This is a genomic window from Streptomyces sp. NPDC051310 (genome assembly GCF_044455245.1).
In the GTDB taxonomy this organism is placed as follows: Bacteria; Actinomycetota; Actinomycetes; order Streptomycetales; family Streptomycetaceae; genus Streptomyces.
Genome location: NZ_JBITEO010000013.1, coordinates 69,709 through 92,621, shown reverse-complemented (window position 1 = coordinate 92,621; position 22,913 = coordinate 69,709). Strand labels below are relative to the sequence as shown.

Genomic DNA, 22,913 nt, shown 5'->3' with positions numbered 1-22,913 from the left:
GTCATCTCTGGGTTCCCTTCGGGGAGGAGGTGAGGTCGTCGCTGATCCACCAGGCGGCGGTGGATCCGGGCAGGACGCCGTCCGGGCAGATCCCGCTGGACAGCAGGGGGGCGCCGGTGACCGGGGCGGCCACCGGGGCGGTGGTGAAGTTCACGGCGCAGACGAGCCCGTCGCCGCGCACGAAGCCGAGGACGCCCGGCGGGGTGTCCAGCCAGCGCAGGGTGCCTTCGCCCAGCTGCGGCAGGCTGCTCCGCAGCTGCAGGCCGTCGCGGTACAGGTGCCAGAACGAGCGGGTGTCGGCCAGCGCCCGCTCGGTGGCGTGCTCGGCGAACCAGCCGGGCTGCGGCAGCCACGGGCGCGCGCTCTCCGCGCCCGTGCTGAAGCCGAACGGCGAGGCGTGGCCCGACCAGGGCAGCGGCACGCGGCAGCCGTCGCGGATCCGGGCGCGGCTGCCGGTGCGCCGGAAGATCGGGTCGGTGAGCACCTCGTCCGGCAGGTCCACGACCTCCGGCAGGCCCAGCTCCTCGCCCTGGTAGATGTACGCGGCGCCGGGCAGCGCCAGCATCAGCAGTGCGGCGGCCCGGGCCCGGGCGGCGCCCAGGCCGCTGCCCTCGGTGCCGGAGTCCCCGTACCGGGTGACGCTGCGGATCTGGTCGTGGTTGTTGAGCACCCAGGTGACGGTCGAGCCGGTGCCGGCGATGTCGCGGATGGCCTCGTCGATGACCTTGCGGAAGGCGTCGGCGTCCCAGGGCGCGCTGAGCAGGTCGAAGAAGAACGCCTGGTGCAGCTCGTCCGGGCGGACGTACTTGGCGTGCTCGCGGGCGGTCGGCACCGACACCTCGCCGACGAGCAGGCGCTCGCGGCCGTCGCGGGCCGTGTACTCCTCGCACACCGCGCGCCAGGCCCGCCACACGTCGTGGACCTCGGGCTGGTTCCAGGCGAGCGGGTTGACCGAGTCGCGGGTGCGGGCGTCGGCCTCGGGATCGGGGGAGTCGGGCAGCTCGGGGTGCTTGAAGAGCCCGGCGGCCACGTCGATGCGGAAGCCGTCGACCCCGCGGTCCAGCCAGAACCGCAGCACCTGGTCGAAGTGGGCGGGCACCTCCGGGTTGCGCCAGTTCAGGTCCGGCTGCTCGGGGGTGAACATGTGCAGGTACCACTGCCCGGGCGTGCCGTCCGCCTCGACCACCCGGCTCCAGGCCGGACCGCCGAACATGGCGTGCCAGTTGTTGGGCGGTACGTCGCCGTCCGGACCGCGGCCCTCGGCGAAGTGGAAGCGGGCGCGGGCCTCGCTGCCGGGGCCCGAGGCGAGCGCCTCGCGGAACCAGGCGTGCTCGCTGGAGCAGTGGTTCGGAACGATGTCCAGGAGCACCTTGATGCCGAGGCGGTGGGCGGCGGCGACCAGCCGCTCGAACTCGTGGAGGTCGCCGAAGACCGGGTCGACGTCGCAGTAGTCCGCGACGTCGTATCCGTGGTCGTGCTGCGGTGACGGGTAGAACGGGCTCAGCCAGATGCCGTCGACACCGAGCTTCTTCAGGTACGGCAGGCCGGCCCGGACCCCGGCGAGGTCGCCGATCCCGTCGCCGGTGCTGTCCAGGAAGCTGCGGACGTACACCTGGTAGATCACCGCGTCGCGCCACCAGTGGCGGCTGCTGAGGGCTGTGAGCATCACCCGTTGACCTGTTTCTTCGTGAAGGGGTGCACGCCACCCAGAGCGGGTAGCGGTTATGCATGCATGTTAAGTAGCGATGACGAGAGGGTGTCAATGAATGTGCGGCAACGAAACGGTAGGCAGGGGCTTATATCCCGGCTTGTCCGGTCTCCCGAGCGGGTTTGGTCCGGACGCTGGTACCTAACGGGTAGGTAGGGGGTCTGGCGGGGTGATCAGCTTCGGTGCGGGATCAGCGGCGGCGGGCGATCGCCGCGAGCTCGGCGGCCAGCCGGCGCACCGCCGCCTCGGGCGTCTGGTGCTGCGCCATCACGTCGTGCGCCACGGCCTGCACGGCCAGGCTGACCTGCTCGTAGTGCGGGCTCTTCGGGCGCGGCTCCGCCGCGAGCACGCTGGCCCGCAGCGCCGGCAGGTAGGGGAAGGCGCGCACCAGCGCGGGATCCGTGTACAGCGCCGCCCGCACCGGCGGCAGCGCGCCCTCGGTGAGGACCCGGCGCTGCACCTGCTCGCTCGTGAGGTACGCGATCAGGTCGCGCGCCGACCTCGGATGGCGCGCATGGGTGCTGACGGCCAGGTTCGAGCCGCCCAGCACGCTCGTCCCGGGCCCGTCCGGGCCCGGCAGCGGCACGGCACCGAACTTCCCCGCGACCGCGGACCCGGGCCCGGAGGCGCCGGCGTACGCGTACGGCCAGTTGCGCAGGAAGAGCAGCCGGCCGTCCTGGAACGCCTGGCGGGACTCCTCCTCCTTGAAGGTCAGCGCCTCGCGCGGGATCCAGCCGTCACGGACGCCCCGGGCCAGGAAGCCCAGGCCGGAACGGGCGGCGGCGGAGTCGACCGTGACCCGCTCGCCGTCGTCGCCCAGGATCGTGCCGCCCGCCGAGTACACGGCCTCCGCGGCGTTCACCGTCAGGCCCTCGTACGGCAGGAACTGCCCCGCGTAGCCGGCCAGCCCGTGGCGCGGGGCGATCGTCCGCGCCTGCCGCTCCAGCTCCGCCCAGGTGCGCGGCGGACGTTCCCCCGCGCCGTCGAGGACGTCCTTGCGGTAGAAGAGCATCCCCGCGTTGGTGACGTAGGGGACCGCGTGCAGCTTCCCGTCGTACGTCGCCGTGTCCACCACGGGCGGCAGGAAGCTCCGCAGCGGGAAGCGCTCACGCTCCAGCGGCGCGATCCAGCCCGCCGCCGCGAACTCCGAGGTCCACGCGACGTCGATGTTGAGGACGTCGAAGCGGCCCGCGCCCGACCTCAGATCGGTGATCATCTGCGCACGGGTCTCGTCGGCCGAATCCGGCAGCTCGACGAGGCGGACCCGCTCGCCGGGGTGCGCGCGGTTCCACCCCTCCAGCACGGGGCCCAGATATCCGGTGAGGTCACCCGCGGTGGCCAGCGTCATGGGCCCGCGCCCGTCGTCACGCCCTCCGTCCGCCGGCCCGGCCGAGGCGGCGTGGCCGCACAGGACGACCGCCAGTGCCAGGAGACCCCTACCGGCGGCGCGTATCCACCGCATAGGTTCCTCCCTGAGCACCACCGCCGTACACCTTCGTCCGGCATCAGGGCATGTATACCCGTTAGGCATGGGCGATACTAGAGCCCCCATCACATTGGAGCACGCGGAGGAGGACAGCACGGGTGCGCCTTCCCCTCCTCGCGCTGCTGGCCCGGGGCCCCGCCCACGGCTACGAGCTCAAGCAGGACCTTGAGCAGCTGCTGGGCTCCGCGTACCCTCCCACCAACGTCGGCCAGATCTACGTCACGCTCGGCCGGCTCGAGAAGTCGGGGCTGATCGAGGGCGAGGAGATCGCCCAGGAGAGCCGGCCCAACAAGAAGATCTACCGCCTCACCGACGCCGGGCAGGAAGCGCTGCGCGCCTGGTTCGAGGAGACGGCCGACGAACCCCGGGTCCGGGACGAGTTCTTCATGAAGCTCGCCCTGGCCCCCCGGACCGGTCTCGCCGACCAGATCGCCCTCATCAACAGACAGCGCCGCGAGTACCTCACCACCATGCGCAACCTGTCCAAGCTGGCCGCCACCGAAGACCGGGACAACCGCATAGCCCACCTGCTGATCGAGGGCGCCATGCTGCACCTGCAGGCCGACCTCGACTGGCTGGAACGCTGCCAGGAGGAACTGGAGGAGCTGCAGTGACGGACGCCGCCCCCATACCCCTGCTGCGCGCCGAGGGACTCGTCAAGACCCACCACGGCGAGGGCGCGCCCGCACACGCCGTACGCGGCGTCGACCTGACCGTCCGGCGCGGCGAGTTCGTCGCCGTCACCGGCCCCTCCGGCGCCGGCAAGTCCACGCTGCTGCACCTCCTCGGCGGGCTCCAGCGGCCCGACAGCGGATCCCTGTGGCTCGACGGCGAGTGCACGGACGGCTACAGCGAGGCCCGCTGGGCGGTGGAGCGGCGCCGTCGCATCGGCATCGTCTTCCAGTTCTTCAACCTCGTGTCGAACCTGACGGTCGCCGACAACATCGAGCTGCCCGCCCTGCTCGCCGGCCGCACCGCACGCCAGGCCCGCGCCGAGCGCGAGAAGCTGCTGGCCGAACTGGGTCTGGAGGGCAAGGAACGCAGCATGCCCGGCGAACTGTCCGGCGGCCAGCAGCAGCGCGTGGCCCTCGCCCGGGCGCTGGTCAACCAGCCCCGGCTGCTGCTCGCCGACGAACCGGCCGGCAGCCTCGACAGCAAGGGCACCCGCGAGGTGATGCGGCTGCTGACCCGCTTCCACCAGCGCGGCCAGACCATCGTCCTCGTCACGCACGACGCCCGGCTCGCCAGCGCCGCGGACCGCGTGATCAGCTTCTTCGACGGCCGCATCGCCGACGACGCCGAACTCGGCGGCACCCCCTCGCGCGGCCGCGGCCTGTCCGGTGTGCTCGAACTGAACGAACTGAAGGACTGACCGGCGTGCGGGCGATGCTGCGCTGGGCACACGCCGATCTGCGGACGCACCGCGGTGAGGCGCTCTTCATGGTCGCCGCGACCGCCGGGATCGTCGCCTCGCTGCTGCTGGCGACGGCGCTCTTCGGCTATGCCACCAACCCCTGGCAGCGGATCTTCGCGCAGTCGCGCGGCGCGCACGTCCTGATCCACACCGGGGCGTCGGCCGAGACGTCCCGGCTCGCGGCCCTCGACGGCGCCGACACCGTCACCGGCCCCTACCGCACCGCCACCACCACCCTCGCCTCGCGCGGCGCCCGCGCCGGTGTCGAGCTGCGCGCCGCCGGCGCACAGCCCCCCGCGACCGGCCGTCCGCTCCTGGCCGCGGGACGCTGGCTCGACCCGGCAGTCCCGGAGGGCGTCGTCCTCGAAACGGGCCTGGCCCGCGCCCTCTGGGCGGAACCGGGCGACCGGCTCACCCTGCCGGCCGGCACCGCCGCCGCCCGCCCGCACCAGGACGGGCCGGCGCCGCGCACCCTCACCGTGCTCGGCGTCGCCGACTCCGCCGAGCCGCGCTACCGGCCCGGTGAGCGGCCCGGCACCGTGTGGGCCCTGCCGGGCGCCGTGCCCGTCGACCGCACCGGCGGGCAGGTCGTGGGACTGCGGCTGGACGACCCCGACGACACCGGCTACGCGGTGCAGCGTGCCGTGACGGCGCTCGGCGCGGGCGCCGTGACGGACGTCAGCACCTGGCAGCAGGCACGTGCCGAGGCGCAGGGCGACACCCGGCTGCTCGGCCAGGTCCTCGGCCTGTTCGGCCTCGGCGCGCTGATCGCCGCCGCGCTCGCCGTGTTCGGCGCCATCAGCACCCGCGTGCGCGGCCACCTCCGGGACATCTCCGTCCTCAAGGCCATCGGCTTCACCCCCGGTCAGGTCGTGCGCGTGTTCCTCGTCCAGCACCTCGCCTTCGCGGCGCTCGGCGCGGCCCTCGCGACCGTGCTCACCCAGACGCTCGGCGGCCGGCTGCCCGGCCGGCTCGGCGACGCCGTCGCGGTGTGGCAGGGCCTGCCGGGGCACACCGCGGCGCTGCTCGCGGTCCCTGTGGCGGCCGTGCTCTTCATCGGGGCGGCGACCTGCCTGGCCGCCTGGCGGGCGGGGCGTGTGGAGCCCGTACCGGTCCTGCCCGCCGGCGTCGCCCCCGGCGGCGGGCTGTCCGGCGCCGCCCGCCAGGCCCTCGGGCTGCGCGTCCCGGCCGCGCTCGTCCTCGGCTGGCACCGGGCCTTCGGCCGCGGGCGCCGCGCCCCCGCCACGATCGTCCGCCTCGCCCTGCCGCTGCTGCTGATCACGGTGGCGCTCGGCGCATGGACCACCATCGAGCGCTTCGACAGCCGCCCCGAACAGCTGGGCCTGGCCGCCGCGCTCACCGCCCGACCCGACGCCGCCCTGAGCGACCGCGAGGCGACCGCGCTGCTGAAGGCCGACCGACGCGTCACCGCGGCCCACCCGGGCCTGGAGGTCGCGGCCCTCGTCCCCGGGCAGACCGGCACGATCGCGCTGCGCGGTCTCGGGACCCGCGAGGAGCCCTACCCGTACTCGATCGCGGAGGGCCGCCCGGCCACCGGCCCCGACGAGGCCGTCGCCGGACAGGGCCTGCTCGACCTCCTCGGTGTGCGCGTCGGCGACTGGGTGCGCGTCACGGTCGGCGGCCACCCCCAGGTCCTGCACCTGGTGGGCCGCAGCATCGAGCCGGAGAACGGCGGCCGGGTCATCTCCACCTCGCTCGACACCCTCCGGGAGAACGACCCCGCCCTGCGCCCCACCCTCTACCAGCTCCAGCTCGCCCCGGGCGCCGACCCGCGCGCGGTCCGCGCCGGACTCGCCGAGGCCTCGGCGGGCCGGCTGGAGATCCACGAGGTCAGCAACCCCGCCGACCGGCTCTCCGCGCTGCGCGGGGTCGTCGCCGGGCTGATCGGCGTCCTCGCCCTCATCGGGCTCACGGAACTGTCCACCGCCATCGGCGGCAGCCTGCGCGAGGCGGAACGCGATCTGCTCGCCCTCAAGGCCATCGGGCTGTCGCCGCGCCAGATCACGGCCGTCACCGTCACGGCCATCGGGTGCACCGCCCTCGCCGCCGCGGCCGTCGCGACGGCCGCCGGTGTGCCGTTCGCCCACTGGCTCATCGACCGCGAGGCCCACGCCATCGGGGTCGGCGCGGGCATCGCGCACGCCCCGCCCGCGGCGCAGCTCGTCCTGCTGGCCGCGGCCGCCGTGCTCGGGGCGATCGCCCTGACGGCCCTGCCCGCGGCCCGCGCGGCACGGCACCGCCTCGCGGACACCCTCAGCGCGGTCGCGTGAGCATGCTCCCGGTGCTCTACTGAAGGACGCAACCCCTGATGAGAGGGGGAGTCATGCACCCTTCCTCATGGACCGCACCCCACCGGCGGGCCCGGACCGGTGCCGTCGTCGCCTCCCTCGCGGCCACCGTGGGACTCGTCGGCCTGGCGCCGCCCGCCGCCGCGCAGCCCGAACCGGTCCGGCAGCGCGGACCGGTCGTGCTGCGCGTGATCGACGGCGACACCGTCGAGGTGCGGGGCGACGGCAGGGTCGTTCCCGCCGGCGCCGTGGCGCGGGTACGGCTGCTGGAGATCGACGCCCCCGAGCGGGGCGACTGCTTCAGCCGCGAGGCCACGGCCCGTACCGCCGAACTCCTGCCCGTCGGCAGCCGGCTGCGCACGGAACGGGACGTCGAGCTCAAGGACCGCTACGACCGGTACCTGCTCTACGTGTGGAACGAGCAGAACGTCTTCGTCAACGAGTCGTTGGTCCGCGGCGGCCACGCCACCAGCGTGCTGTTCGAACCCAATGACAAGTACGCGAAGACGATGGCCGCGGCCCAGGCGGCGGCCCGCCAGGCCGGTGCCGGCCTGTGGTCCGCCTGCCCCGCCCGCTGACGCGCCCGCACCCTCCGACGCGCCCGCACCCTGGGAGGCGTCCTTACCCTCCGGCGCGTCAGGCGCCCAGCGCCGCCTCGACCGCCGCGACGAGCTCCGGCGACTCCGGGTCCGTGGCCGGGCGGAAGCGGGTGACCTCGCCCCGCGGGGAGATCAGGAACTTCTCGAAGTTCCACTGCACGTCCCCGGCCGCGCCGTCCGCGTCGGCCACCTGCGTCAGCTCCTCGTACAGCGGGTGCCGGTCCGGGCCGTTGACGTCGGTCTTCTCCAGCAGCGGGAACGTCACACCGTACGTCGCCGAACAGAAGGTGGCGATCTCCTCCGACGTGCCCGGCTCCTGCGCGCCGAACTGGTTGCACGGCACCCCCAGCACCGTGAAGCCGCGGTCGGCGAACTGCTTGTGCAGCCGCTCCAGCCCCGCGTACTGCGGGGTCAGACCGCACCGGGAGGCGACGTTGACCACCAGGACCGCCTTGTCCCGGTACGCGGCCAGGCTCGTCGGCTCACCGGACAGGGTGCGCAGCGGGGTGTCGTACAGGCTCATGGGGTCTCCTCGTCGGGAACTGCGGGATGCGATGCCAACAGGCTCGATGAAAACACGTCGCCCCGCGGCACCGCGCCCCGATCCGGCCGATGCGCCGGATCGGGCCGTCGGCGCGGACCGGCTCAGTGCCTGCGGAACAGACCTTCCTGCACCACCGAGACCAGGAGCCGGCCCTCCCGGTCGTAGATGCGGCCGCGCGCCAGACCGCGGCCCCCCGTCGCGATGGGCGACTCCTGGTCGTACAGGAACCACTCGTCCGTCCGGAACGGCCGGTGGAACCACATCGCGTGGTCCAGCGACGCCATGTCGAACCCCCGCGGCCCCCACAGCGGTTCGATTGGGATGCGGACCGCGTCGAGCAGGGTCATGTCGGAGGCGTACGTCAGCGCGCAGGTGTGCACCAGCGGGTCGTCACCCAGCGGGCCCACCGCGCGCATCCACACCGCGCTGCGCGGATCGGCGTCCTTGACCTCCTCCGCCGTCCACCGCAGCCGGTCGACGTACCGGATGTCGAACGGCATGCGCCGCGCCATCCGCTCCATCGCTTCCGGCAGCGCGCCCAGGTGCTCGCGCACCTCGTCCGCCACCGGCGGCAGCGACTCCGGAGGCGGGAACTCCAGCCGCGGCGGCAGCTGGTGCTCGAAGCCCGCCTCCTCCGACTGGTGGAAGGAGGCCGTCAGGTTGAAGATCGTCTTGCCGCGCTGGACGGCGGTGACCCGCCGCGTGGTGAACGACCGCCCGTCCCGCACCCGCTCGACCTGGTACACGATCGGCAGCCCCGGGATGCCCGGCCGCAGGAAGTACGCGTGCAGCGAGTGCACCGGCCGGTCGCCGTCCGTGGTGCGGCCGGCCGCGACCAGCGCCTGGCCGGCGACCTGCCCGCCGAAGACCCGTTGCAGGGACTCCTGCGGGCTCGCGCCGCGGAAGATGTTCACCTCGATCCGCTCCAGGTCGAGCAGGTCGACGAGTCGCTCGGCGGGGTTGGTCATCCACGGGTCCTTTCAGAGCTGGCCGACGTCGGTGACGCGGACGATCGCGCGGCCCTCCTCGTCCGAGGCCGCCAGGTCCACCTCCGCGCCGATGCCCCAGTCATGGTCGCCGTTCGGGTCGGCGAAGGTCTGCCGGACGCGCCACAGCCCGTGGGCCGGGTCCTCCTCGATGGACAGGAGCTTCGGGCCGCGGGCGTCGGGGCCGGTGCCGAGGTCGTCGTACTCCTCCCAGTACGCGTCCATCGCCTCCGCCCACCGTTCCTCGTCCCAGCCGGACTCCGCGTCCATCTCGCCCAGCTCCCGCAGCTGGTCCAGCGCGGCCAGCTCCACCCGGCGGAACATCGCGTTGCGCACCAGCACCCGGAACGCGCGGGCGTTGGCCGTGACCGGCTTGACCTGGTCGGCCTTCTCCTGGGCCTGCTCGGCGGTCTCCACCTCCGGGTTGGCCAGCTGCTCCCACTCGTCCAGCAGCGAGGAGTCCACCTGCCGCACCATCTCGCCCAGCCAGGCGATCAGGTCCTCCAGGTCCTCGGTCTTCAGGTCGTCGGGGATGGTGTGGTCCAGCGCCTTGTACGCGGACGCCAGGTACCGCAGCACGATGCCCTCGGTCCGCGCCAGCTCGTAGAACGAGGTGAACTCGGTGAACGACAGCGCCCGCTCGTACATGTCACGGATGACGGACTTCGGCGAGACCGGGTGGTCACCGACCCACGGGTGCGACTTCTTGTACGTGTTGTACGCGTGCCACAGCAGCTCCTCCAGGGGCTTCGGGTACGAGATGTCCTGGAGCCGCTCCATCCGCTCCTCGTACTCGACGCCGTCGGCCTTCATCGCGCCGACCGCCTCGCCGCGCGCCTTGTTCTGCTGGGCGGCGAGGATCTGGCGCGGGTCGTCCAGGGTCGACTCGACCACCGACACCATGTCCAGGGCGTACGACGGCGACTCGGGGTCCAGCAGGTCGAACGCCGCCAGCGCGAAGGTCGACAGCGGCTGGTTGAGCGCGAAGTCCTGCTGGAGGTCGACGGTGAGCCGGATCGTGCGGCCCTCGGCGTCGGGCCGGTCCAGCTGCTCGACGACCCCGCCGTCGAGCAGGGACCGGTAGATCGCGATGGCGCGGCGGATGTGCCGCAGCTGGTTCCTGCGCGGCTCGTGGTTGTCCTCCAGCAGCCGGCGCATCGCCTCGAAGGCGTTGCCCGGCCGGGCGATCACCGACAGCAGCATGGTGTGCGTGACGCGGAAACGGGAGGTGAGCGGCTCCGGCTCGGAGGCGATCAGCTTCTCGAAGGTGTTCTCCGTCCAGCCGACGAACCCCTCCGGTGCCTTCTTGCGGACCACCTTGCGCCGCTTCTTCGGGTCGTCGCCCGCCTTGGCGAGCGCCTTCTCGTTCTCGATGACGTGCTCGGGCGCCTGCGCCACCACGAGACCCGCGGTGTCGAAGCCCGCGCGGCCGGCCCGGCCCGCGATCTGGTGGAACTCGCGGGCGCGCAGCGTGCGCACCCGGCTGCCGTCGTACTTGGTCAGCGCCGTGAACAGCACCGTGCGGATCGGGACGTTGACCCCGACGCCCAGGGTGTCCGTGCCGCAGATGACCTTCAGCAGGCCCGCCTGCGCCAGCTTCTCGACCAGGCGCCGGTACTTGGGCAGCATGCCCGCGTGGTGCACGCCGATGCCGTGCCGCACGTACCGGGAGAGGTTCTTGCCGAACTTGGTGGTGAAGCGGAAATTGCCGATCAGCTCGGCGATCCGGTCCTTCTCCTCGCGCGAGCACATGTTGATGCTCATCAGCGACTGCGCCCGCTCCACCGCCTGCGCCTGGGTGAAGTGGACGATGTAGACCGGTGCCTGCTTGGTCTCCAGCAGCTCGGTCAGCGTCTCCGTGATGGGCGTCAGCCGGTACTCGTACGACAGCGGCACCGGCCGCGTCGCCGAGCGGACCACGGAGGTGGGACGCCCGGTGCGGCGCGTGAGGTCCTTCTCGAACATGGAGACGTCACCGAGCGTCGCCGACATCAGGACGAACTGCGCCTGCGGAAGCTCCAGCAGCGGGATCTGCCAGGCCCAGCCGCGGTCCGGCTCGGCGTAGAAGTGGAACTCGTCCATCACGACCTGGCCGATGTCGGCGTCCTTGCCGTCCCGCAGCGCGATCGACGCCAGCACCTCGGCGGTGCAGCAGATCACGGGCGCGTCGGCGTTCACGGACGCGTCGCCGGTCAGCATGCCGACGTTCTCGGTGCCGAAGAGCTTGCACAGGTCGAAGAACTTCTCCGACACCAGCGCCTTGATCGGCGCGGTGTAGAAGGTCACCTGGTCGTTCGCGAGCGCCGTGAAGTGCGCACCCGCCGCGACCAGGCTCTTCCCGGAGCCGGTCGGGGTGGAGAGGATCACGTTGGCCCCGGAGACCACCTCGATCAGCGCCTCCTCCTGGGCCGGGTACAGGGTGATGCCCCGCTCCTCGGCCCATGACGAGAAAGCCTCGAAGAGGGCATCGGGGTCGGCGTCCGGCGGCAGCTGATCGATAAGGGTCACGCCCCCATCTTGCCTGGCCCACCCCCATGAACGGGAACCGGCCGTCCCCAGGAAGATCACCGGGCGATACGCTGTCCCGTCAACTCGCCGCGCGGCGCGGGGAACGCGGCACGACGCGGCACGGAACACACGGGGCGGGGCACAACATCATGATGGGACCGGCGCACTCACTCTCCGGCGCGGCCGCATGGCTGGGGGTGGGGGCCGCCACCGCGGCCGCGGGCCGTCCGATGCCCTGGCCGGTGCTCGTCGTCGGCGCCCTGATCTGCGCGGGAGCGGCGCTCGCCCCCGACCTCGACCACAAGTCGGCGACCATTTCGCGCGCCTTCGGGCCGATATCGCGCGGGCTGTGCGAGATCGTCGACAAGCTGTCGTACGCCGTCTACAAAGCGACCAAGACCCCGGCCGACGCCCGCCGGAGCGGCGGGCACCGCACCCTGACGCACACCTGGGTGTGGGCGGTCCTGTGCGGGGCGGGTGCGTCGGGGCTGGCCATCCGGGGTGGCCGGTGGGCGGTCCTGGCGATCCTCTTCGTCCACCTGGTGCTGGCCGTCGAGGGCCTGCTCTGGCGCGCCGCCCGGGTGTCCAGCGACGTGCTGGTGTGGCTGCTGGGCGCGACCAGCGCCTGGATCCTCGCCGGGATCCTCGACCAGCCCGGCAACGGAGCGGGCTGGCTGTTCACCGCGCCCGGGCAGGAATATTTGTGGCTCGGCCTGCCGATCGTGCTGGGTGCGCTCGTCCACGACATCGGGGACGCCCTGACCGTCTCCGGCTGCCCGATCCTGTGGCCGATCCCGGTCGGCCGCAAGCGCTGGTACCCGGTCGGCCCGCCGGCCGTGCTGCGCTTCCGGGCGGGCAGCTGGGTGGAGCTGAAGGTGCTGATGCCGGCCTTCATGATCCTGGGCGGCGTGGGCGGGGCCGCCGCCCTCGACGTGATCTGAGGTCTTTCGGACGCCACGAGCCCGGCACGGACCGGACGCGAGGCCCTGGATACCGCGTCCCGGACCGGCTTTCTCAGGAACCCGCGCCTCGCGACGCCGCCGTCAGCTCCTCCAGGGTGCGCACCAGGTCGTTCGGGGTGGGCGCCGCGAGCATCTCCCGGCGCAGCCGCGCGGCCCCCGACCGGTAGGACGGATCCTCCAGCAGGCGGGTCAGGCCCGCGCGCAGCGTCTCGGCCGTCACCTCCGACGCGTGCAGGTAGGCGCCGCCCCCCTGGGCGTCGAGCAGGGTCGCCTTGGTCCACAGGTCCGAGAAGCGGACCGGGAGCAGGAACTGCGGCACGCCGTGCAGCAGGGCCGCCGACCAGCCGCCGAAACCGCCGTGGTGCAGGAGGGCGGAACAGCTCGGCACGAGCGTGTGCAGCGGCACGAAGTCGACGACCCGGGTGTTGTCCGGGACGCGCAGCACCGCATCGGTCTCCCGGGCGGGCAGCGCGGCGACGAACTCGATGTCGAGGCCGTCCACCGCGTCCAGGATCTCCTGCACCGGCATGTACGAAGCGCCGATGACGGCGGCCGAGGAGTGCCCCGGGGTGAAGAAGACCCGGGGCCGGGCGGGCGGCTCCCGCACCCACGCGGGGTCGACCGAGGGGCCGTTGTACGGCGCGTAGCGCATCGGGACGCGGTGCACGTCCAGCGGCAGCTGCACGCTCCCGGGAGTCTGGTCGACGGTCCACTGGCCGGTCGTGACCTCCTCCGCGAAGTCGCTGCCGTGCCGGGCGAGGTGTCCGGTGAGCCAGTCGGCGAGCGGATCCTCGCGCCGCTCCGGCGGCTGCTGCTCCTTCAGGGCGAGGAAGACGCCGCGCATCGCCGCGTAGATGTCCACCGACCACAGCAGGCGGGCGTGGGCGGCGCCCACCACCCGGGCCGCCACCGGCGCCGCGTAGGTGAGCGGCGTCCAGACCACCAGGTCCGGCTGCCACGCGCGGGCCAGTTCCACCAGCTCGTCGACCATGCCGTCGTTGTAGACGCGGTACATGTGCTCGACGCCCACCCGGTACTTGGTCAGGACGCTGTCCCAGGTCTCCCGCTCCCTGCTCGGCTCGGACCAGTCCGTGGCCTCGTTCTCCAGCAGCGTGTGCAGGGTGCGGTACAGGGCCCGCGCCTCGGTGCGGTCGTCGCGCTTGCGCGCGTCGTAGATCCGCGCGACCAGGTCCTGGTGCGCGGCGAACCCGTCGTGCATCCGGTGGTCGGTGCCGACGGGCGCCGCGGTCAGGCCGGTGCGGGTGATGGCGTCGGTGAGCGCCGGACTGCTCGCCACCCGCACCTCGTGGCCCGCCGTGGTCAGCGCCCACGCCAGCGGGACCATGCTGTACATGTGCGTCTTCTCGGAAATGGTGGCGAACAGCACGCGCATCGGTGATGTTCCCTCTCTCGTGAGTGCGATCTGCGACCTGGCGACCTGCGACCTGCCGGCCCCGGTCAGCTGCTGCGGTGGGTGACCAGGTCCACCAGGGACCGCAGACCGCGGGCGGCGTCCGCGTCGGGGGCGGCCCCGGCCAGCCGCTCCAGGGCCGCGGACTGCTGCCGGGCCGCTTCGCCGACGGCCCAGCTGCGCCCGCCGGCCTCCTCGACCAGGGCGGTCGCCCGCACCACGTCGGCGGCCTCCATCGGGCGCTCGTCGTCGTACAGCTCGGCCAGCCGCCGGCCGGCGGGCGTCCCGCTGCCGAGTGCCGCGACGACCGGCAGGGACTTCTTGCGCCGGCGCAGATCCGCTCCGACGGGCTTTCCGGTGGCGCGGGTGTCGCCCCAGATGCCGAGCAGGTCGTCCACGAGCTGGAACGCCAGGCCCAGGTGGTGGCCGAAGCCCCGCAGCGCCTCGACCTGCCGGGCGGAGCCCCCGGCGGCGATGGCGCCGAGGCCGCACGCGCCGGCGAAGAGCGCCGCCGTCTTGCCCGCCGCCATGGTCATCGACTCGTCGAGCCCCACGTCCGCGCGTTCCTCGAAGGCGAGGTCGGAGCTCTGGCCGGCGACCAGGTCCAGCAGCGCACGGCACAGCTCCTGCGCGGCCGCGCAGTGGTGGGCGGGGGCGGACGCCAGCTCCTGCACGGCCAGCACCAGCATCGCGTCCCCGGCCAGCACCGCCTGGGCACTGCCGAACACGGTCCACGCCGTGGCCCGGCCGCGCCGGGTGGCGTCCTGGTCCATGACGTCGTCGTGCAGCACCGAGAAGTTGTGCACCAGCTCCACCGCGGCGGCGGCCGGGAGCGCCGCCCCCACGTCGCCGCCCACGGCCCGGGCACCGCCCAGGACCAGTGCGCCGCGCAGCCCCTTGCCCCACCCCGCGTCGGCCGGCCGGCCGTCCGCGTCGCACCATCCGAAGTGGTACCGGGCGACGGTACGGGCGGGTTCACCGAGCCGGTCGAGGGCCGTGCGGATCCGCGGACCGGTCAGCTCGCCGGCCCGCCGCAGCACCTCCCAGGCGTCCGACGTGTCCGTGGTGGTGACGGTCGTGGTCATCGGTCGGCCACCACCAGGTCGGGCTCCAGGTACGACGCGGGCTGCGGTACGGGCGCCCCGGCCTGCGCCTGGTACCGCTTGGTACGGCTCGACCAGTCGAGGTTGCCGCGGATCCAGGTCCGCATGCCGGAGACGTACGGGAGGAGCACCCCGGAGTGCTCCGGATAGCGGTGCAACAGCCGCTCCTCCAGCTTCAGGTACCGGCGGGTCTCCGCGGACGTGGCCTCGCAGACGTGGTCCATCGCCTGCCGGGCGTCCAGCCCGCGGTGGTGCTCGACGACGTGCACCAGGTTGTGCACCTCACCGAGGGAACGTTCCTTCTCCAGCGAGTAGATGTCGTTGGTCCAGCAGACCACGTTGCACGCGGCGTCCAGCGCCTCCCGGAACGCCTCGCTGTCGTACAGCTCCACCGGCACGTCGAGGCGCTCCACGACGTCGATGAGGTCCATGCAGACGTAGATCGCCCCGGTGTGGCGCCGGTTCTCGATGTAGTCGTCCTCCTCGGGGACGATCCCGCGCACCCGGTTTCCCGCCTCCCACACCGCCGCGGCGGTGAGGCAGTCCTCCAGGTGCCGCACGAAGCGGTGCCGCCAGGCCGCCGGCATCCCGGGCGCGGTACGCCGCCACAGGTCCGCGAGGGAGGAGACCGCCGTCGGCAGCCCGGTCCGGCGCGCCGCGGCCTCGCCGTGGTCCGCGCTCTCCAGGACGGCGCGCATCCCGGCGACCACCTGCCCCGCGTGCTCCGGGTCCCGGCCGAACGCGCCGTCGTCGAGCTGGTCGTCGACCAGGAACAGCCAGGCGAACCAGTCCGCCATCAGCGCGATGCCCTCCTCGTCGGCCGTCGGGTAGACCACCGAGGCGAACCAGCCGAAGTCGGCGTGCTCGAAACGCCGCCTGGCCGACTCCCGCTGGATCAGACCCACCGTCCCCACCCAGTGGCTGAGGTGCCGGCGGGCCTGCTCGGCGTACGGGTTCACCCGGTGCGGCAGCGGGCAGTGGAGCTCGGGTATGTGCGTCCTCGCGGTGGTGTCCGTCCGCTCGCCGGTCATCGGCGCTCCTCCAGCCGCAGGTGGATCCCGCCCTTGGGGTGCAGGGTGATCAGGGCCTCGGGCACCACCTCGGTGGCGGCGTCGGGCAGGGTCAGCCGGTAGCGGCGGGCCACCGTGGCCAGGACGAGGATCAGCTCGGTCAGGGCGAAGTGCTTGCCGATGCAGATCCGGTGGCCGGCCCCGAAGGGCGTGTAGACGTGCTTCGGCCGGGCGGCGATCGCCTCGGGCGTGAACCGCTCGGGCACGAAGCGCTCCGGCTCCTCCCAGAAGTCCGGGTGCCGGTGCAGGAAGTAGCTGTTGACCAGGATGTTGGTGTGGGCCGGCACCCGGTACCCGCCGACGGTGTCCTCCTCGCGCGCCCGGCGCATGAACTGGTAGGCGGGCGAGTAGATCCGCAGCGTCTCGTCGATGACCATCCGGGTGTACGGCAGCGAGGCGAGGTCCTCGAACGACGGGACGGACCGCCCGCCCAGGGCGGCGTCCACCTCGGCGTGCAGCTTCGCCTCCACCTCCGGGTGCCGCGCGAGCAGGTAGAAGGCCCACGACAGGGTGTTGGTGGTGGTCTCGTAGGCGCCGATGCAGATGTTCAGCACCTCGTGGTGCAGCTGCTCCAGGTCCATCCCCTTGCCGTCCTCCTCGTCCACCGAGTGGAGCAGCAGGGTGAGCAGGTCGGCGTCCTCGCTCGCGGGGGTGTCCTCGGCCAGCCTCGCCCGGATGAAGGTCGAGACGAAGGTGTCCATCTCGTCGATCGCCCGGTGCAGCTTGCGGCTGCGCGGGGTGGGGACGTTCAGCGGGGGGAACGGGAAGCGGAAGAAGGCGCCCAGGATGGCGTTGGCCGTGCCGAACGCCCGCTCGAACGCCTGCGCCGTGGCGCCCACTTCGGCGCTGAACAGCGACCGGTTGACGATGCGCAGCGCGAGCTGGCCGATCTCGTCGGTGACGTCCAGGACCTCACCGGGGCGCCGTTCCCAGCGCTGGAGCATCAGGGCGGTCTCGTCGGTCATGTTGCGGGCGAAGTTGCCGACCGTGCGGGGGGTGAAGTGCGGTGCCATCATCCGCCGCTGCCGGCGCCACAGCTCCATGTCGGGGTTGGCGATCAGGCCCTGCCGCAGGACCGGCCGCACCACGCGGAAGAGCACGGCGTCCTTGTCGTAGCTCTCGCCCTTCTCGACGAGGATGTGCCGGATGTAGTCCGGGTGGTTGACCATCACGATGGGGATGCCCAGCGGCCGGAAGCGGAAGATGTCGCCGTACCGGTCCAGTCCCGCCCCGAGGAAGCGGAGCTGGTCGTTGCGGAAGGCCAGTGCCCCGCCCAGGCCGTCCTTGCGGCGGATCGTCGGGATCTCTCGGGTGCCGGTCGGCCGGCCCACGGTGGGCGCGGACGGGCGTGAGGACATCGGTTCCCCGTTCATCGAGGTGGTCTGAGGGCTGGGCGGCGCGGGCGCCGGCCGGACGGTGCCGGACGGCGGGGCGAGGGGTGCGCGTGCGGCGCGGCCGGTCACCGGGGGGTGAGGTGGAGGCGGATCCCGCCCTTGGGGTGCAGGGTCACGAGGGGGGCGAAGCCGACGGGCGGCTGCCCCGCGGGCACCGACACGGTGAAGACCTGCGCGAGCATCGCGGTGACGAGGTGGATCTCGGTGAGCGCGAAGTACTTGCCGATGCAGAAGCGGGGGCCGCTGCCGAACGGCTGGTACACGTTGCGGGGCCGCCGCGCCACGTTCTCCGGGGTGAACCGCTCGGGGTCGAAGCGCTCCGGCTCGGGCCAGAAGTCCGGGTGGCGGTGGTAGGTGAGGAAGTTCAGGTAGACGCTCGACCCGCGGGGGACGCGGTAACCGCCGATCTCGTCGTCCCGCAGGGCCCGGCGCATCGTCTGCCAGGCGGGCGTGTGCAGCCGCAGGGTCTCGTCGATGACCATGCGGGTGTAGGGCATCTTCGCCAGGGACTTAAGCGTCGGTACCCGCCCCTCCAGGACGCGGTCGGCCTCCTCCTGCACCCGGCTCTGGATCTCCGGGTGCCGGGCCAGCCGGTAGAACACCCAGGCGATGGAGTGACTCGACGTCTCGTACCCGGAGACGATCGTGGAGAGGATCTCGCCGAGGAGCTCCTCCTGGGTGAACACGCCGCCGTCCGGGCCGTGCGTCCCGTTCAGCAGCGCCGCGAACAGGTCGCGCCGGTCCTGCGGGTCCGCCTGCCGGGCCCGGATCAGGCGGTCGACGAAGTCGTCCATCTCCTGGATGAGCGCCCGCAGCCGCGGGCGGCGCCCCAGCGGCGGGAAGGGCATCCGGAAGAAGTTGCCGACGATGGTGTTGAGCTCCAGGAAGTTCCGCTCGAACGCCCGGACCTCCGCTCCGGCCTCCACGCCGAACAGCGAGCGCAGCACGATCTTCAGGGTCAGGTCGCCGATGTCGCCGGAGACGTCCACCACCGCCCCGGGATCGCGCCGGTCCGCCCACTTCCGCAGCAGTCCGCCCGTCAGCTCCGTCATCCCGGGGGTGAAGTCGACGATGCTGCCGCGGTTGAACGAGGGCTGCATCATCCGGCGCCGCACACGCCAGCGTTCCCCGCCGGGATTGGACACCAGGCCGCCGCGGAAGACGGTCTGCACCGCCCGGTAGAGGAAGTTGTCCTTGTCGTAATGGGCGTGCGCGTCCACCAGTACGTGCTGGAAGTAGTCCGGGTGATTGATCAGCACCATCGGGAGTCCGCCCAGCCGCATACGGACGATGTCCCCCTGGGCGGCCGCGTGCTGGATGAAACCCAATTGGTCACGGCGGGCGGCGAGAATTCCCGAGACGTTGTCCCGGAAACCCAGGGACGGTATCGCGGAATTACCCGATACGCCCCCGCTGCGCGTCGGCGCGGTCATTCGGTACCCCCCGTGCATGGTGGCCGGCCTGGTCGCCCGACAGCCTGCCAGCCTGCACTTTCGGGTGTCGACCGCAGCGCGGCCGGTATGTCAGGTGACCACCGGAGAGAAATCCCGGTGCCCCGGCCGGCCGCGATCCGGGCATTTCGCCGCCGCTTATTCCGGTGGTTACCGGAAGGGAGCCGGGCGGGGCGCGCGCCGGTGAGTACGGCGAACGCCCCGCCCGTGCGGATGACTTGCGCGCCCGTGCCCGCGAACTGCCGCGCCCGTGCCGGGACCTCGCGCGCCAGTGCGTCAGGGCAGCGGCCTACCCGTGCCAGGAGCGCCACAGCGCCGCGTACGCGCCGTCCGCCGCCACCAGTGCGTCGTGGGTGCCCAGTTCGCTGATCCGGCCGCCCTCCACGACCGCGATCAGGTCGGCGTCGTGCGCGGTGTGCAGCCGGTGCGCGATCGCCACGACCGTACGCCCCTCCAGCACCCGCGCCAGCGACCGCTCCAGATGCCGGGCCGCCCGCGGGTCGAGCAGCGACGTCGCCTCGTCCAGAACCAGGGTGTGGGGGTCGGCCAGCACCAGGCGCGCCAGCGCCACCTGCTGCGCCTGCGCCGGGGTGAGCGCCGCCCCGCCGGAGCCGACCTCCGTGTCCAGGCCGTCCGCCAGCGCCCGCGCCCACCCGTCCGCGTCCACCGCGGCCAGCGCCGCCCACAGCTCCTCGTCCCGCGCGCCCGCCCGGGCGAGCAGCAGGTTGTCCCGCAGCGCGCCCACGAACACGTGGTGCTCCTGGTTGACCAGCGCCACGTGCCGGCGCACCCGCTCGGCGGGCATCCGCGCCAGCTCGGCCCCGCCGAGCGTGACCCGCCCCTCGCGCGGGGCGTAGATCCCGGCCAGCAGCCGGCCCAGCGTGGACTTGCCCGCGCCCGACGGCCCGACCAGCGCCAGCCGCGTGCCGGGCGCCACGTCCATCGACACCCGGTGCAGCACGTCCACGCCCTCGCGGTACCCGAAGCGCACCGCTTCCGCCCGCACGTCGCGCCCCTCGGGCCGGACCGCCGCGTCCCCGGCGTCCGGTTCGATCTCGCGCACGCCCACCAGGCGCGCCAGCGACACCTGGGCCACCTGGAGCTCGTCGTACCAGCGCAGGATGATCCCGACCGGCTCCACCAGCATCTGCGACAGCAGCGCGCCCGTCGTCAGCTGCCCCACGTCCAGCCAGCCGCGCAGCACGAACCAGCCGCCGATCAGCAGGACCGCGGCGAGCACGGTCGTGTGCGTCACGCTGATCACCGGAAAGAGCACCGAACGCAGGAAGAGCGTGTACCGCTCCCACGCCGTCCACTCCTTGATACGCCGCTCCGACAGGGCGATCCGCCGCGCGCCCAGCCGGTGCGCCTCGACGGTCCGGCCCGCGTCCACCGTCTCGGCGAGCACGCCGGCGACGGCCGCGTACCCCGCGGCCTCCGAGCGGTACGCGGCCGGCGCCCGCCGGAAGTACCAGCGGCAGCCCGCGATCAGCAGCGGCGCCGCCACCAGGATCGCCACGGCCAGCGGCGGCGCGGTCACCGCCAGCCCGCCGATCAGCAGCCCCGCCCACACCACACCGATGGCGAGCTGCGGCACGGCCTCCCGCATGGCGTTGGCCAGCCGGTCCACATCGGTGGTGATCCGTGACAGCAGGTCGCCCGTCCCGGCGCGCTCCAGTACACCGGGCGGCAGCCCCACCGACCGGACGAGGAAGTCCTCGCGCAGGTCCGCCAGCATCTCCTCGCCGAGCATCGCGCCGCGCAACCGCACCAGCCGTACGAACACCGTCTGCACGACCAGCGCGGCCGCGAACAGGCCGACCGTCAGCGGCAGGTGCAGCTCGCGCGTGCCGTCCGCGAGCCGCTCGACCACCGAGCCGAGCAGGTAGGGACCGGCCATCGAGGCGATGACGGCCACCGCGTTGACGGCGACGAGCACGGTGAACGCCGTGCGGTGCCGGCGCAGCAGCCCGGTCACGTACGCCCGGACCGTCGCCGCGGTGCCGACGGGCAGCGTCGTCGCGGACTCCGGGGCCGCCGGGTCGTACTCCGGTGGCGCCATGCCGATCATGCGTTCTCCTCGCTGTGCACCAGCTCGTGCGCGCGCACCGGTCCGGCACGCTCGTCGTCCGTCTCGCGGGTGACCACCGCCCTGTACCGCGGTTCGCCCGCCAGCAGTTCGCGGTGCGTGCCCACCGCCACCGCCTCGCCCTCGTGGACCAGCACCACCCGGTCCGCCCGGTCCAGCAGCAGTGGCGACGAGGCCATCACCACCGTCGTGCGGCCGGTGCGCAGCCGTGCGACGCCGGCCGCGACGCGCGCCTCGGTGTGCGAGTCCACCGCCGAGGTCGGCTCGTCCAGCACCAGCACCTCCGGGTCGGTGACCAGGGACCGGGCCAGCGCGAGCCGCTGGCGCTGCCCGCCGGACAGGGACCGGCCCCGCTCGGTGATCCGGGTCCGCAGGGGGTCGCCGCCCGTGTCCGCCGTCCCCTGGACGAGCGCGTCGAGGACGTCCCCGCACTGCGCCGCCTCCAGCGCCTCGTCGGCGCTCACCGCTCCCGACGAGGGCACGTCCAGCAGCTCCCGCAGGGTGCCCGACAGCAGCACCGGGTCCTTGTCCTGTACGAGAACGGCGGTGCGCGCCGCGTCCAGCGGCAGCTCGTCCAGCGGCACGCCGCCGAGGAGGACCGACACATGACCGCCGGCGCCGTCGGCGTCCTCGGCCGGGTGCCCGCCGAGCCGGTCGGCCAGCCTCCCCGCCGCGTCCGGGTCCCCGCACACCACCGCGGTGAACAGGCCCTGCGGCGCGCGCAGTCCGGTGACCGGGTCGTACAGGTCCCCGCGCGGCGACCGGGGGTGGGCGTCGGTGGCCGTCACCGTACGCGTGAGGGCCAGCACGCGCGCCGCCCGCTTCGCGGAGGGCCGGGAGAAGGAGAAGGCCATCGCGATCTCCTCGAAGGTCCGCAGCGGGTAGTGCGTGAGGGTGACCGCGCTGTAGACGGTGACCAGTTGACCGACCTCGATGCGCCCGTCGAGCGCGAGCTTCGCCCCGTACACCACCACGCCGATCAGCAGCAGGCCCGGCAGCACCACCTGCATCGCCGCGATCAGCGCCCACATGCGGGCGCTGCGCACCGCCGCCTCGCGGACCTCCTGGGAGGCCGTGCGGTAGCGGTCGAGGAACAGCTCCTCACCACCGATGCCGCGCAGCACGCGCAGCCCGGCGACGGTGTCCGAGGCCAGCTCGGTCGCGCGGCCCGCCTTCTCCCGCTGGACGTCCGCGCGCCGGGTGGCGCGGGGCAGCAGCGGAAGCACGGCCAGCGCGAGCACGGGGATGCCGACGGCCACGACCGCGCCGAGCGCCGGCTGGTAGAACAGCAGTCCGGCGCACACCACGATCAGGGTGAGGGCGGACGCGCCGAACCGCGACAGCGCCTCGACGAACCAGCCGATCCTCTCCACGTCACCGGTGGAGACGGCGACGACCTCACCCGCGGCGACCCGCCGGGACAGCAGCGAACCGAGCTCGGCGGTCTTGCGGGCCAGCAGTTGCTGGACCCGGGCCGCGGCGGTGATCCAGTTGGTGACGGCGGTGCGGTGCATCATCGTGTCGCCCACCGAGATGGCCGCGCCGAGCAGCGCCAACAGGCCGCCGGCGAGCGCGAGGCCGCCCGGGGAGCCGTCCACGACGGCCTGCACCGCCAGGCCCACGGCGAGCGGGAGCCCCGCGATGCCGAGCTGGTGCAGCAGGCCCCAGCCGAGGGACATGAGCTGCCCGCCGAGCTGGTTGCGCCCGAGCCAGAGCAGGAAGCGCGCGCCCGACCGTACGTCGGGGTCACCCGGGTCGGCGTACGGAAGGTGGTGGATCTGCATGACGCCCCAGGGATCTGATCGACGGCCGGCGGGGGGAAACCGTGCAAGGTTCGCCTCACGGCCCGGGCGTCGGCAATCGATTTTCCGGCACGACG

Annotated in this window: 17 protein-coding genes; 5 read left to right on the top strand and 12 right to left on the bottom strand. The window is 73.2% G+C overall.

Annotation, left to right across the window (positions count from 1 at the left end; genetic code table 11):
* Position 1 precedes the first annotated feature (1 nt).
* Together ACIA79_RS20395 and ACIA79_RS20390 are read right to left on the bottom strand one after the other, a co-directional pair.
* The gene (locus ACIA79_RS20395) at positions 2-1,666 is read right to left on the bottom strand and encodes a glycoside hydrolase family 13 protein (protein ID WP_399429731.1); all 1,665 of its coding nucleotides are present in this window, start codon (positions 1,664-1,666) and stop codon (positions 2-4) included.
* 232 nt (positions 1,667-1,898) lie between these two features.
* Positions 1,899-3,170, bottom strand: coding sequence for an ABC transporter substrate-binding protein (locus ACIA79_RS20390; protein ID WP_399429730.1), 1,272 nt, complete (start codon positions 3,168-3,170; stop codon positions 1,899-1,901).
* Between the two features lie 122 nt (positions 3,171-3,292).
* On the opposite strand from ACIA79_RS20390, the gene ACIA79_RS20385 reads away from it, so the two are divergent.
* The 4 genes from ACIA79_RS20385 to ACIA79_RS20370 are packed head-to-tail and all read left to right on the top strand — an operon-like array spanning position 3,293 to position 7,495.
* Positions 3,293-3,808 (top strand): PadR family transcriptional regulator, encoded by a 516-nt coding sequence (locus tag ACIA79_RS20385; RefSeq protein ID WP_399429729.1) that lies wholly within the window; start codon positions 3,293-3,295, stop codon positions 3,806-3,808.
* Positions 3,766-4,566, top strand: a complete 801-nt coding sequence (locus tag ACIA79_RS20380) for an ABC transporter ATP-binding protein (protein WP_399429845.1) — start codon at positions 3,766-3,768, stop codon at positions 4,564-4,566. Before ACIA79_RS20385 ends, ACIA79_RS20380 begins: the two co-directional genes overlap by 43 nt.
* Positions 4,567-4,571: 5 nt before the next feature.
* A complete protein-coding gene (locus ACIA79_RS20375; protein ID WP_399429728.1) occupies positions 4,572-6,899 on the top strand; it encodes an FtsX-like permease family protein in 2,328 nt (775 codons plus the stop codon).
* Between the two features lie 53 nt (positions 6,900-6,952).
* A complete protein-coding gene (locus ACIA79_RS20370; protein ID WP_399429727.1) occupies positions 6,953-7,495 on the top strand; it encodes a thermonuclease family protein in 543 nt (180 codons plus the stop codon).
* A 58-nt stretch (positions 7,496-7,553) separates the two neighbouring features.
* Here ACIA79_RS20370 and ACIA79_RS20365 read toward each other — a convergent pair whose 3' ends face one another.
* The 3 genes from ACIA79_RS20365 to ACIA79_RS20355 form a co-directional block, all read right to left on the bottom strand.
* Positions 7,554-8,039, bottom strand: coding sequence for a glutathione peroxidase (locus tag ACIA79_RS20365; protein ID WP_399429726.1), 486 nt, complete (start codon positions 8,037-8,039; stop codon positions 7,554-7,556).
* Between the two features lie 122 nt (positions 8,040-8,161).
* Complete coding sequence (locus ACIA79_RS20360; RefSeq protein ID WP_399429725.1) at positions 8,162-9,028, bottom strand: acyl-CoA thioesterase; 867 nt, start codon at positions 9,026-9,028, stop codon at positions 8,162-8,164.
* Between the two features lie 12 nt (positions 9,029-9,040).
* Positions 9,041-11,614: a DEAD/DEAH box helicase gene (locus tag ACIA79_RS20355; RefSeq protein ID WP_399429724.1), complete on the bottom strand. Its 2,574-nt coding sequence runs from the start codon at positions 11,612-11,614 to the stop codon at positions 9,041-9,043.
* 89 nt (positions 11,615-11,703) lie between these two features.
* Between ACIA79_RS20355 and ACIA79_RS20350 the strand changes: the two genes are divergently transcribed.
* Positions 11,704-12,495: a metal-dependent hydrolase gene (locus tag ACIA79_RS20350; RefSeq protein ID WP_399429723.1), complete on the top strand. Its 792-nt coding sequence runs from the start codon at positions 11,704-11,706 to the stop codon at positions 12,493-12,495.
* Between the two features lie 73 nt (positions 12,496-12,568).
* On the opposite strand, the gene ACIA79_RS20345 is transcribed toward ACIA79_RS20350, so the two are convergent.
* The 7 genes from ACIA79_RS20345 to ACIA79_RS20315 form a co-directional block, all read right to left on the bottom strand.
* On the bottom strand, positions 12,569-13,909 hold the full coding sequence (locus ACIA79_RS20345) for an activator-dependent family glycosyltransferase (RefSeq protein WP_399429722.1): 1,341 nt from the start codon (positions 13,907-13,909) through the stop codon (positions 12,569-12,571).
* 65 nt (positions 13,910-13,974) lie between these two features.
* The gene (locus ACIA79_RS20340; RefSeq protein ID WP_399429721.1) at positions 13,975-15,012 is read right to left on the bottom strand and encodes a polyprenyl synthetase family protein; all 1,038 of its coding nucleotides are present in this window, start codon (positions 15,010-15,012) and stop codon (positions 13,975-13,977) included.
* The gene (locus tag ACIA79_RS20335) at positions 15,009-16,061 is read right to left on the bottom strand and encodes a terpene cyclase (RefSeq protein ID WP_399429720.1); all 1,053 of its coding nucleotides are present in this window, start codon (positions 16,059-16,061) and stop codon (positions 15,009-15,011) included. Before ACIA79_RS20335 ends, ACIA79_RS20340 begins: the two co-directional genes overlap by 4 nt.
* The gene (locus ACIA79_RS20330; protein WP_399429719.1) at positions 16,058-17,458 is read right to left on the bottom strand and encodes a cytochrome P450; all 1,401 of its coding nucleotides are present in this window, start codon (positions 17,456-17,458) and stop codon (positions 16,058-16,060) included. Before ACIA79_RS20330 ends, ACIA79_RS20335 begins: the two co-directional genes overlap by 4 nt.
* 101 nt (positions 17,459-17,559) lie before the next feature.
* A complete protein-coding gene (locus ACIA79_RS20325) occupies positions 17,560-18,927 on the bottom strand; it encodes a cytochrome P450 (protein ID WP_399429718.1) in 1,368 nt (455 codons plus the stop codon).
* Positions 18,928-19,234: 307 nt separating this feature from the next.
* Positions 19,235-21,016 (bottom strand): ABC transporter ATP-binding protein, encoded by a 1,782-nt coding sequence (locus tag ACIA79_RS20320; RefSeq protein WP_399429717.1) that lies wholly within the window; start codon positions 21,014-21,016, stop codon positions 19,235-19,237.
* Entirely contained in the window at positions 21,013-22,818 is a 1,806-nt protein-coding gene (locus tag ACIA79_RS20315) for an ABC transporter transmembrane domain-containing protein (RefSeq protein ID WP_399429716.1), read from the bottom strand. Before ACIA79_RS20315 ends, ACIA79_RS20320 begins: the two co-directional genes overlap by 4 nt.
* Between the last annotated feature and the right edge of the window lie 95 nt (positions 22,819-22,913).